Origin of the sequence: Streptomyces spectabilis (genome assembly GCF_008704795.1) — a bacterium.
In the GTDB taxonomy this organism is placed as follows: Bacteria; Actinomycetota; Actinomycetes; order Streptomycetales; family Streptomycetaceae; genus Streptomyces; species Streptomyces spectabilis.
The window spans coordinates 1,777,451-1,786,413 of sequence record NZ_CP023690.1 but is presented as its reverse complement, the minus strand read 5'-3'; the positions used below and the strand labels follow the sequence as shown (position 1 = coordinate 1,786,413).

Genomic DNA, 8,963 nt, shown 5'->3' with positions numbered 1-8,963 from the left:
TCAAGATGGAGCTGCAGCCTGAGTCCGATGCGCAGCCCGCGATCCGACCGACGCAGTTCATCGTCCACTCGATCATCGCGCCGTGGACGGCCCGCCGCACCTACGAGTACTGGCGCGACAGCACCTCGCTGGAGTCCCACTTCGGCGTCGACTACGAAGGAACGGTCGGCCAGTACATCGGCACCGAGACGCGGGCAGACGCCAACGCGGGCGCGAACCGCAGGTCCGACGGCACCGGGGCCGTGTCCGCAGAGACAGCCTCGAACACCTCCGGCTCCGACCCATGGAACGACAAGCAGGTCGAAGACCTGATCGCGATCGGCGTGTGGTTGCACCAGACGCACGGCCTCCCGCTGCGGATCTGCCGCTCCCACTCCGACCCGGGCTACGGCTACCACTCCCTGTTCCCGCAGTGGTCAACGTCCGGCACGGCCTGCCCTGGGCAGGCCCGCATCAGGCAATTCAAGGAGGTCGTGTTCCCGGGGATCGTCGCCCGCGCGACCGGCAAGACCCCGACACCCCCGCAGGAGGACGACGTGCCGCACACGCTCGGCCTGTACGACGAGACCGACCGCACCCTTGCCCCCGACAAGTGGACCACCCTGTCCATCGAGAGCGTGGATCTCCTCAAGGGCGCCAGCATCTACCAGGCGATGGTGCAGGTCACCGGCAGCGTCCCCGAAGGCTCCACCCTGCAGGGCCGCTTCTACCACCTGCGCTCGGACAACACCCGCTGGCTCGGCGGCATCACCGAACGCGTCGCCACCGCAGGGGCCACGTTCGCGGACTTCCACAACGTCGGCTCCATCAAGCCGACCGAGAAGCTCCGCTTCGAGATCGCCTACTTCCCTCTCGACCCCGACGACATGAGAGCCATCACCATCACCACCGCGCGCTGCCGCGGCCTGTACTGGAAGTGAGCACCATGAAACTCTTCGGCCGCGAGCCAGCCCTCATCATCGCCACCGTCAGCGCCGCGCTCTCCCTCGTCGTCAGTTTCGGCTTCGACGGACTGTCCGCCGAGCAGGCCGCCGCGGTCGTCGCCGTTATCTCCGCGGTGTTCGCCGCGGCCACGGCCGCCATCACCCGGCCCGTCGCCCCCAGCGCGTTCACGGGCCTGGCCGCAGCCGGTTTCGCCCTTCTCGCCGCCTACGGTTTCGACGTTTCCCAGGAGACCGTCGGCGCCGTCAACGCCCTCGTTCTCGCGATGCTGGCGCTTCTCACACGCGGGCAGGTGTCCCCAGCGCGGCCTCCGGCTGGAGTCTGAGTGCGCTGCCGCGCGGCCCGTCGGCTGGCCCGGATACTCGGCCGCCGCGGCGCCATCCTTCTCTGCTACGGCACCGTGTGGGCCCTCTACGGGTACGGGCAGCTCGTGTCACCGCAGCCCGACCAGCGGGGCCTGCGCCTGCTCCTGGACCGGATCCCGCTCGACGCGTGGGCCTGGATGTGGATCGCGACAGGGCTGCTGGCGGTTGTCTTCTCGTGGCTGCCGCAAGGCCGTGACGCACCCGGATTCGTGGCCCTGGTCCTGATCGTGCTGCCGTGGATGGGCGCGTATGCAGCTGCCTGGATCATGGGGGAGTTCGAGCGCGGCTGGGTCGCCGCCCTCATCTGGGGAGTCATCGCCGTACCGGTGATCGTCGTGGCCGGATGGCGTGAGCCGCCCCGGCCCAAGAGATTGAGGGCCGCGGATGGGCACTGAAACGATCGCATCAGTAGTGGTCACCGCAGTGACCGGTATCTGCGGGCTCTGGGCAGCCCGCGCGGCCCGCCGGACACCACGCCAGGAACGCCGCGACGATTTCACTGTGGTCACCAATCGGATGGACCGGGACATCGAGCGGCTGGAAGGCCGCCAGCGCGAGCAGCAGGACCAGATCACCGGGCAGGGGGCGGCGATCTCCTGGCTCGTCGTCGACCGCCGCAGCCTCGTCCGAACCATCCGTAAGGCCGGACTCGATCCCCCACTGGCGAAACCGATCCCGGAGCGGGCCCGCCCCTACCTCGACCACATCGACGTGTGAGAACTGGAGTGCGATGCCCGAGCCCCCGCGGCCACTGGCCCGCCGCCGCGACAACACGGCCGCCGACCTCGGCTCCCTCGTCGACCTCGGCCTCACCGAACCACCCCCCGAACCCGCACCCATATCGCCCCCCGCCCCACCGGCGACGGAGCTGGCCGTGGGCGCTGCTGAGGAAGCCGCCTCCAACTGACGTCGCCCCGCCCCTGCTTCGGCAGGCGGCGGGGCGCTTCGTCGTATCCTGGCTGCAGCCGCTGGCCTGTAAAGCCCGCGCGCGGGACGTATCCACCGCCCGGTGCGCGCGTGCGGCTAGTGGATAGGAGGGCCGGAGCCGACGGGCGACGGCCCTCCGGCGTTGTCGACGACGCCGTTCAGTTGGGGAACCAGGGCCACTTGTTGAGGATCTGGCCGTACAGTTGAAGCACGGCAGGGCGCGCACGCCGGAACCGCTCGACGGTCAAGGCTCTCGGAGCCCGCGCAACCCACCCCGCCCCCTCGCAGGGGCGGGGTTTTCCCTTGCTCAGAACGGGGCGTCGCCGCTGCCCTCGATCCGGATGCGGAACTGGCCGGTGGGGGAGTTCACCCAGTCCGACGTGTCCGGGCGCACGAACGAACCCTCCTGGCCGCGGATCGACAGCCGCCCCTCGGTCAGGTTCAGCAGATGCGGCGTCCGCGCCTCGACGGGGAACGCGAGGCTGCCACCCCACGAACCGGCCTCGTCCCTACGCAAGTCGCCTGCCGCGGCAGGCCTCTCGTCGCCGTCCAGCAGAAGGATCACAGTTCCTCGGTACGCGCTCATGCCGCGAACCTACCGACGCCGTCAAGCCGGAAATCCACAGCACCGTCCACAGGCGCATCGTGTCCTCCTTCGGCCCGCATCGATAGCCGGGCATGACCCCCGAAGAACGCCGTCGCATCCTCGGCGACGACTGCATCGCCCACATCCACGCCCGCGTAGCCCAAGCACCTGAGCCGTCACCCGAACTCATCGACTGGCTCCGGCGCATCCTCGCACCCGCGGTCGACAGGGTCCTGGCGCGGAAGGCGAGGGAGAACAGCGAGGAAGCTAGCGCATAACGTTCCCTGAAGCGCTAGGAGTTGACCATGGATGACTCTCGATAACATGCTATATCGCGGGCGAAAAAACGGTACAATTAGCTATGGCTGACGACCTGACACTCGGAGAGATCCGCCGCGAACTTCAGCGCCTCACGTCCATGGCTGGCAGTGCCGAGCGCCCCAAGCCGACCCGCATCAATCCCCCCGATCATCAGTGGCCCGGCCATGAGTGGGATCTGCGTGAGATGACGCCACAGGGCGGCACCAAGGAGAAGGTGTGGGTGATCCGCACCGTTGACGAGCAGAACACCGCCGACGGCTTGGTGTACGTCTCCACCCCCGAGTCGATGTATCCCGGCATTGACTTCGTTCCGCTGTACGCCTCCGATGCGCGGCAGCTCGCGATGGCGCTGCTCGCCGCAGCGGACCGGGCGGACCACCAAGCACTCGACATACCGCGCCTTGAAGACCGACGGAAGGCGAGCTGACGTGACGGAGCCCTACGACCCGCTGTCGGATCTCATCGCCCGCGCGGAGAAGCGCCCCGACGGCGTCAGCCAGCTGAAAGATGTCGCCCGGCTGGCCCTCAGTTGGCACCGCCCCGTACTGACGTGGGTCACGGGCGGCATACGCAAGGACCCCGTGACGGGTGAAGATCTTTGGCGAGCGGCCACCGTGTGCGCCTGCGGCATCGGCGAGTTCCCGTGCGGGCACCGGCAGCAGCTCACTGCCATCCTCGGCGTGGTCGAGGAGTACCAGCCGTGACCGACCTCGTTCCGCAGCAGCCGGACGCCGCCCCCGCCGTCCCCGCCGTCCGCGACGCCGCAACCCTCGCCGTCCTCGCCGCGATGGAGCAGGCCGCCGAACAACACCTCGACGCCATCCGCCCACACAACACGAAACGCGGCTACGCCAACGACTGGAACCTCTGGACCGAATTCCACGACTGGCTCACCGAACAGACCGGCCACCGCATCGCCCTGACCGACGTCACCAAAGGCACCCTCGTCGGCTTCGTCGTCTGGCTCGACACGATCAAACTCGCCGCACCGACGTCCATCGACCGCAGGATCACCGGCGTCACCGTCACCGCACGCGGGCTCGGCGTCGAGGTCCCCAAGGCCGCCACCGTCGCAGCCCGGCAAGCGCTCAAGCCGATGAAGAACGACCCCGAACGCATGGCGCGCGGGCGCGGTAAAGCAGCCGCCGTCACGCCGGAGCAGCTGCGGCAGATGAACGCCGCCGTCGCCGACGGACTCACCGGACTCCGCGACCGAGCCCTCTGGCTCATGGCCTTCGCTATCGCCGGACGCTCCGCCGAAGTCGCCGCCCTCAGGGATGACGGCATCGGCCTCGTAAGCCAAGGACTCGAAGTCCACGTCCCCGCCGTGAAGGGTCGCCCGCCCCGGGACGTCGTTGTCAGCTACGGCAAGAGCGCCGACACCTGCCCCGTCCGCGCTTGGCTCACCTGGCGTGCGGCATCTGGGATCACCACCGGGCCCGCCTTCCTACCCATCGACGTCTGGGGGCACATGGGCGACCATGCCCTGTCCGCTGAAGCCTGCCGCGAGATCATCGCCCGCAATGCCGAACGCGCAGGCGTCGCCGTCCGCCTCACCGGACACTCCATGCGATCCGGATTCATCACCACCAGCCGCAAGGCAGGCAAGCGCGAAGAGAAGATCCGTGCCCAGTCCGGTCACGCCGAGAACAGCCCCGCCTTCTGGGGCTACATCCGCGAAGCCGACAAATGGACCGACGCCGCATCCGAGGACATCGGGCTTTGACGTCCGACGCGTGCCCGCCCCGAAGCGAGGCGAGCTCACGCGTGTCAGAGCTCGCCGGGTTTGACCTGTCTGATGGTCACCGCTGTGCAGCCGTCGGCTTCGAGTTCCTTCTGCCGGTGCTTGGCGCTGGGTTTGTCGTAGCTGGCGACGGCGGTGTGGGTGGTGCCGTCGGGGTCGGTCCAGTCGAGCTTGTAGCTGATCATCGTGGTGGTGGTCATGAGGGCATCATCGCTGGTGGCACTGACAATCGACGGATGGCTGTCTAGTCGGCGAGGTCGGGGCGGAGTCGGCGCACGGTGGTTGCCGCGTGCCGTGTCGTGCCATGGTCGACCTCTACGGACAGGGGCTGGGGCAGCTGCCAGTACTCGGTCCCGTCCTCCAGTCGCGCCGTCTCCGGGCGTCTGCTGGTGCTCGCCTGGAGGGCCTGTGCCAGGTGGTGGCGGAGCTCGACGCTGAGCGGCGTGGACAGCGCCAGATGGTCGCCGAAATCGATGATGAGCCGGGCCGGCGCCCGTGCCCGGCCGGTGTAGCCGACGGCCACAGCATCCCGAGGCGCTGACGGTCTCAGCTTCAGCCAGCCGCGGCGCCCTCCCGGGTAGGCCTGCGTCCATGGCTTGGCGAGCACGCCCTCCACTCCGGCCGCGGCCAGGTCCTCATCCGCCAGCCATGCGAGGGCCTGTGCCCGGTCCCGCGTCATCGGCACGACCTGCAGGGGTGGGCCGATGGGGGCGACGAGGTCCTCAAGGAGCGCCCTGCGCCGGTGATACGGCCAGCCTCGCCGGTCCTGCCCGCGGTCGACGATCACGTCGAAGGCAACGAAGTGCGCGGGCAGCCGGTGGGCGAGGTCGGCGGCGCGGCGTGGGGCGGCGAGGGCCCGGGACTGCATGGCCCCGAAGTCGATGCGGCCGTCATTGTGGACGACGCCTTCACCGTCGAGGACCGTGCCGACCTCGAGCCGCTCGGCGACCGCGGCAAGGTCGGGAAAGAGGCCGGTGATGTTGCGGCCGGAACGCCCGGCCTGGACGAGCGGGCCCACCTCAGTGCTTGCGAGGAGTAGCCGGTGCCCGTCGAGTTTCCACTCGAATGCGTACTCGCCGTGCGGCAGGTCGGTGACCGGCTCGGCAAGCGCGACACGGACAGGGAAGGGGAGCACATAGCCAGCCTCCGGCCAGCTGCGCGGCGACGCCTGCTGGGCTACTCCAGGAACCCGAGCTCCTTGTCGGGTCGGCAGTGCGGACACGCTTCTACGCCCTCGGCGAGCTTGTGCAGCGCTTCGCCGCGGTCGACGCCCTTGCTGCGCTTGCCAGCCATGTGACAGCCGCCGACGTGCACGTACACGGGGAGTCTGTCGCGGCCGACGCCGGTCTCCAGCAGCCAGTCCGGGGTCGGCGGCCGGGCGGCGGCCCCGCGGGCGCGTTCGGTCTCGCGTTGTTCTTCGGCCGCGATCCATCGCCGGGTGCGCTCGAGATCGCCGACCTGGACGCGTTCGAGGAAGCGGAGCGCGGTGAGGCGGGGTGACTCAGGAGCAGTGTCGTGCATGTGTTCGATTATAGGCGTGGCTGGATCTACACTGCACCCGTGAACGACCCAGACAGATACCGTGTCACCCTCACCACCAGCGGAAAACCCACCCTGATCGGCTGGTGGGGCAGCCTCGCCACCGCGACGACCAAGTACTCCGCAGTGATCGGAAAGCATGGCCGCCCAGGGAGCACCGTCGAACTCGCCGAACGCCGCGGCGACTCCTACCGGGTCCTGAAAACCTGGCCGCCGACCGCATCCGAAGCCGCCGACCATACGGAATGAGCAGCGACGGAGCCCCGCTCGCCCACTCGAACGCCGCTGGCCTCACCGCCCCGTCGCCGGGGCCGGCGGTGTTGTCAGTAGTGGCCGCTACCGTGAGGGCATCGATATCCGCGCATGCTGGCTGCAGCGCAACGCCTCGCCCGGAGTGATACCCGGGCGAGGCGCACGACTTGGAGGGGCCGTGGAGCCTGAGACCGAGGTACGCGAAGTCGAGATCACCTGGAACGAACTGGGTGAAGCGACGATCAAGTTCATGGAGTCCGACGGCAGCCGCACGCGGACGACCACACAGTTCGGGTGGATCGAGCCGAGCGATCCCGACCTCTCCGACGGCCTGGGCGAGTGGAAGCTGACCGTCCGCCTGGGACGCGCCGTCGGCCAGTCACGCGGCCTGATCGAGGAACGCCCGTGAGCGACAACCCGGCGCAGTGGCTGCGCGACCAGCTCAACGAGGACGAGCGGATCGCCAAGAGAGCGGCAGGGCGCAGCTCGGAATGGAGGCTTGCGCGGCCGCTCGACGATGAGGAAGCGGGCGACGCATCCCTCCTGCGCCCCGTGGAACTGGAGCACGCAGAGCGGCACGATCCGGCACGGGTGCTGCGCGAAATCGATGCCAAGCGCAAGGTGATTGCGGCGCACGCCACGGCTGCCAAGCGTGTGGAGGAGCTCACTACTCTCGTTGCCCGGCTGCGAGCCGAGGGGCAGGACGATCTCATGGCGACGATGAAGCAGGAAACGGCCATCCATCAGCGCGACGTACTGCATGGCGTTCTCTGCCTGCTCGCCCTGCCCTACGCTGGTCGGCCGGGCTACCGCGAAGAGTGGCGCCTGTAAGAACCCTCTGTGATCACTTTGCGCAGAGTGATCAAGTGGTGCCGTCCTCCAGCTCCGGGTTCCGGACGATCCGCTTGACCTGAATTTCGACGTCGTTGCGCGGCTGTCCGGTCTCGGCGGCGACCTCCGTGATCCGCTGCTGCACTGCCTGCGCGGTCTCCACGGTCAGCGTCCCGGCCTGGATCTGCTCCCAGGCGGAACGTTCCAGCTCGATCAAGTCGTCGGGGATGTTGAAGTCAGCCACGTTGTTGAATCTTAAGTGATCTCGTCGTCCGGCCCGGCTTCGGCGCGCTTGGGGAGCTCGGCGCCGGGGCGCCGGACGTACCACTCGATGAACTGGCGGACCTCGGCGGAGCGGTCGCTGTCAGCTGGGATGGCGGCGGCGAACGAGCCCCAGAGCTCGTCGCTGATGCCGCGTAGAACGCGTTGCTTATGGCGGTGTCGGTGTTGCTTGCGGCGTTCTTCGGGGGTGGGCATGAGTGCATCTTCTCAGGTGGCTTGCCACCAGTCAAAGGATCTGTCATCTTGGTGGCAAGCCACCAATAGGCTGTAGCCCGGCAAAGAGGAGCGACCATGAAGGCGTACACGCTGACGATGCGCCTTCAGCTTCGAAATCACCGACGTCACCGAGGAGAGCTGATCATGCCCAGCAGCCACCGCCGCATCCAGCAGGAGACCATCGAGCGCCTCGGCCCTGCACCCACCACGCCGCTGGAGCGCCTGCACCACACCTTGGCCGCCCATGCTGAGACCCCCGGCGAGTGGATGGCCGTGGAAGCCACCACCGGCATCTACGGCGACGGCATCCGCACCGGCCTGACCATGGATGACCTCCGAACCCTCGCCGCCCTCATCAAAGAGAAGTGATGCCCATGAAGAAGCCGACGCAGGCGCAGATCGCCGCGCTGCACTTGCTCGCCGACGGCTCGGCGTACCGCAGCTCCCGGGCCTTCGCCGACACCAGCGCCTACCGCGAGGGCAAGCGGATCACGGCCGCCACCGCCGCCGCACTGGTGCGTGCTGGCTGGGCGGAGTGGGGCGCGGAAGCAGGCCTCAAGCGGCCGCTGACCATCACCGACGCTGGCCGTGCACAGCTCCCTGACGCCGCACAGGAGGGCTGACCATGTCTCTGCTGCCGCTGCAGTTCCCGTACCGAGTCCAGCACGCCGGGACCGACCCGGTGCACGCCGAATAGAGAGGACATGACCATGCTGGCTGTCTCAGAACGAGTGACCGGCCCTGGAGCGGTCACGGAAAAGTTGATCTGGCACAAGCCTATCGGCTCCGATCCTGAAGCCATCTTCCAGCGCATCGCATGCAGCGGCGAAGACGGCATCGTCATAAGCAGCGGCAAGCGCGAGGTGCCTCTGAAGCTCGACAAGCCGGCGAGAAGTGGTGCGCCGACTGCCTCGCGCTGGTTCGACGGGGTCGCGGCGGCCAACGCGTAGTGCGAGTG

General features: G+C 68.5%; 20 protein-coding genes. 14 read left to right on the top strand and 6 right to left on the bottom strand.

From position 1 onward, the window contains the following. Positions 1–5 precede the first annotated feature (5 nt). From CP982_RS07200 to CP982_RS41570, 5 genes are read left to right on the top strand one after another with little or no spacing between them, the layout of a single operon-like run. Positions 6–920 carry a peptidoglycan recognition protein family protein gene (locus CP982_RS07200; RefSeq protein ID WP_229879477.1) on the top strand — a complete coding sequence of 305 codons (915 nt, stop codon included), beginning with the start codon at positions 6–8 and terminating at the stop codon, positions 918–920. 5 nt (positions 921–925) lie between these two features. Then, positions 926–1,267: a hypothetical protein gene (locus CP982_RS07195; RefSeq protein WP_150509729.1), complete on the top strand. Its 342-nt coding sequence runs from the start codon at positions 926–928 to the stop codon at positions 1,265–1,267. Beyond that, positions 1,268–1,702 carry a hypothetical protein gene (locus tag CP982_RS07190; RefSeq protein ID WP_150509728.1) on the top strand — a complete coding sequence of 145 codons (435 nt, stop codon included), beginning with the start codon at positions 1,268–1,270 and terminating at the stop codon, positions 1,700–1,702. After that, positions 1,692–2,024 carry a hypothetical protein gene (locus CP982_RS07185; RefSeq protein ID WP_150509727.1) on the top strand — a complete coding sequence of 111 codons (333 nt, stop codon included), beginning with the start codon at positions 1,692–1,694 and terminating at the stop codon, positions 2,022–2,024. The genes CP982_RS07190 and CP982_RS07185 overlap by 11 nt, the downstream gene beginning before the upstream one ends. Positions 2,025–2,037: 13 nt before the next feature. Continuing rightward, on the top strand, positions 2,038–2,214 hold the full coding sequence (locus tag CP982_RS41570; RefSeq protein ID WP_170316381.1) for a hypothetical protein: 177 nt from the start codon (positions 2,038–2,040) through the stop codon (positions 2,212–2,214). 327 nt (positions 2,215–2,541) lie between these two features. Here the strand turns inward: CP982_RS41570 and CP982_RS07180 are convergent, their stop codons facing one another. Next, positions 2,542–2,820: a hypothetical protein gene (locus tag CP982_RS07180; RefSeq protein ID WP_150509726.1), complete on the bottom strand. Its 279-nt coding sequence runs from the start codon at positions 2,818–2,820 to the stop codon at positions 2,542–2,544. 361 nt (positions 2,821–3,181) lie between these two features. On the opposite strand from CP982_RS07180, the gene CP982_RS07170 reads away from it, so the two are divergent. The 3 genes from CP982_RS07170 to CP982_RS07160 are packed head-to-tail and all read left to right on the top strand — an operon-like array spanning position 3,182 to position 4,867. After that, complete coding sequence (locus CP982_RS07170; RefSeq protein WP_150509724.1) at positions 3,182–3,568, top strand: hypothetical protein; 387 nt, start codon at positions 3,182–3,184, stop codon at positions 3,566–3,568. 1 nt (position 3,569) lies between these two features. Next, positions 3,570–3,845: a hypothetical protein gene (locus CP982_RS07165; protein WP_150509723.1), complete on the top strand. Its 276-nt coding sequence runs from the start codon at positions 3,570–3,572 to the stop codon at positions 3,843–3,845. Further along, positions 3,842–4,867: a site-specific integrase gene (locus tag CP982_RS07160; protein WP_150509722.1), complete on the top strand. Its 1,026-nt coding sequence runs from the start codon at positions 3,842–3,844 to the stop codon at positions 4,865–4,867. Before CP982_RS07165 ends, CP982_RS07160 begins: the two co-directional genes overlap by 4 nt. Positions 4,868–4,911: 44 nt before the next feature. Here CP982_RS07160 and CP982_RS41565 read toward each other — a convergent pair whose 3' ends face one another. Genes CP982_RS41565 through CP982_RS07150 form a run of 3 tightly spaced genes read right to left on the bottom strand, consistent with a single transcriptional unit; the run spans position 4,912 to position 6,406 of the window. Beyond that, on the bottom strand, positions 4,912–5,085 hold the full coding sequence (locus tag CP982_RS41565) for a hypothetical protein (protein WP_170316293.1): 174 nt from the start codon (positions 5,083–5,085) through the stop codon (positions 4,912–4,914). A gap of 44 nt (positions 5,086–5,129) precedes the next feature. Beyond that, positions 5,130–6,020, bottom strand: a complete 891-nt coding sequence (locus CP982_RS07155; protein WP_150509721.1) for an ATP-dependent DNA ligase — start codon at positions 6,018–6,020, stop codon at positions 5,130–5,132. Between the two features lie 41 nt (positions 6,021–6,061). Further along, complete coding sequence (locus CP982_RS07150) at positions 6,062–6,406, bottom strand: DUF6233 domain-containing protein (RefSeq protein ID WP_150509720.1); 345 nt, start codon at positions 6,404–6,406, stop codon at positions 6,062–6,064. Positions 6,407–6,445: 39 nt separating this feature from the next. Between CP982_RS07150 and CP982_RS07145 the strand changes: the two genes are divergently transcribed. The 3 genes from CP982_RS07145 (at position 6,446) to CP982_RS07135 (ending at position 7,507) form a co-directional block, all read left to right on the top strand. Next, positions 6,446–6,673, top strand: coding sequence for a hypothetical protein (locus CP982_RS07145; RefSeq protein ID WP_150509719.1), 228 nt, complete (start codon positions 6,446–6,448; stop codon positions 6,671–6,673). Between the two features lie 181 nt (positions 6,674–6,854). Further along, a complete protein-coding gene (locus tag CP982_RS07140) occupies positions 6,855–7,085 on the top strand; it encodes a hypothetical protein (RefSeq protein WP_150509718.1) in 231 nt (76 codons plus the stop codon). Further along, positions 7,082–7,507 carry a DUF6221 family protein gene (locus CP982_RS07135; protein WP_150509717.1) on the top strand — a complete coding sequence of 142 codons (426 nt, stop codon included), beginning with the start codon at positions 7,082–7,084 and terminating at the stop codon, positions 7,505–7,507. Before CP982_RS07140 ends, CP982_RS07135 begins: the two co-directional genes overlap by 4 nt. A 31-nt stretch (positions 7,508–7,538) precedes the next feature. On the opposite strand, the gene CP982_RS07130 is transcribed toward CP982_RS07135, so the two are convergent. Further along, a complete protein-coding gene (locus CP982_RS07130) occupies positions 7,539–7,751 on the bottom strand; it encodes a hypothetical protein (protein ID WP_150509716.1) in 213 nt (70 codons plus the stop codon). Positions 7,752–7,762: 11 nt separating this feature from the next. After that, complete coding sequence (locus CP982_RS07125) at positions 7,763–7,984, bottom strand: hypothetical protein (protein WP_150509715.1); 222 nt, start codon at positions 7,982–7,984, stop codon at positions 7,763–7,765. 165 nt (positions 7,985–8,149) lie between these two features. Here CP982_RS07125 and CP982_RS07120 point away from each other — a divergent pair, with 165 nt between their 5' ends. From CP982_RS07120 to CP982_RS07110, 3 genes are all read left to right on the top strand, one after another. Beyond that, positions 8,150–8,374, top strand: a complete 225-nt coding sequence (locus CP982_RS07120; RefSeq protein WP_150509714.1) for a hypothetical protein — start codon at positions 8,150–8,152, stop codon at positions 8,372–8,374. 5 nt (positions 8,375–8,379) lie between these two features. Then, entirely contained in the window at positions 8,380–8,628 is a 249-nt protein-coding gene (locus tag CP982_RS07115) for a hypothetical protein (RefSeq protein WP_150509713.1), read from the top strand. A gap of 81 nt (positions 8,629–8,709) precedes the next feature. Beyond that, positions 8,710–8,955, top strand: a complete 246-nt coding sequence (locus CP982_RS07110) for a hypothetical protein (RefSeq protein WP_150509712.1) — start codon at positions 8,710–8,712, stop codon at positions 8,953–8,955. Positions 8,956–8,963 lie beyond the last annotated feature (8 nt).

What these genes read in the sequence shown, in the direction of transcription:
- CP982_RS41565 (WP_170316293.1), bottom strand. Translation starts at nt 5,085, where the DNA reads ATGACCACCACCACGATGATCAGCTACAAGCTCGACTGGACCGACCCC.
- CP982_RS07125 (WP_150509715.1), bottom strand. Translation starts at nt 7,984, where the DNA reads ATGCCCACCCCCGAAGAACGCCGCAAGCAACACCGACACCGCCATAAG.
- CP982_RS07185 (WP_150509727.1), top strand. Translation starts at nt 1,692, where the DNA reads ATGGGCACTGAAACGATCGCATCAGTAGTGGTCACCGCAGTGACCGGT.
- CP982_RS07200 (WP_229879477.1), top strand. Translation starts at nt 6, where the DNA reads ATGGAGCTGCAGCCTGAGTCCGATGCGCAGCCCGCGATCCGACCGACG.
- CP982_RS07170 (WP_150509724.1), top strand. Translation starts at nt 3,182, where the DNA reads ATGGCTGACGACCTGACACTCGGAGAGATCCGCCGCGAACTTCAGCGC.
- CP982_RS07150 (WP_150509720.1), bottom strand. Translation starts at nt 6,406, where the DNA reads ATGCACGACACTGCTCCTGAGTCACCCCGCCTCACCGCGCTCCGCTTC.
- CP982_RS07110 (WP_150509712.1), top strand. Translation starts at nt 8,710, where the DNA reads ATGACCATGCTGGCTGTCTCAGAACGAGTGACCGGCCCTGGAGCGGTC.
- CP982_RS41570 (WP_170316381.1), top strand. Translation starts at nt 2,038, where the DNA reads ATGCCCGAGCCCCCGCGGCCACTGGCCCGCCGCCGCGACAACACGGCC.
- CP982_RS07195 (WP_150509729.1), top strand. Translation starts at nt 926, where the DNA reads ATGAAACTCTTCGGCCGCGAGCCAGCCCTCATCATCGCCACCGTCAGC.
- CP982_RS07115 (WP_150509713.1), top strand. Translation starts at nt 8,380, where the DNA reads ATGAAGAAGCCGACGCAGGCGCAGATCGCCGCGCTGCACTTGCTCGCC.
- CP982_RS07180 (WP_150509726.1), bottom strand. Translation starts at nt 2,820, where the DNA reads ATGAGCGCGTACCGAGGAACTGTGATCCTTCTGCTGGACGGCGACGAG.
- CP982_RS07120 (WP_150509714.1), top strand. Translation starts at nt 8,150, where the DNA reads ATGCCCAGCAGCCACCGCCGCATCCAGCAGGAGACCATCGAGCGCCTC.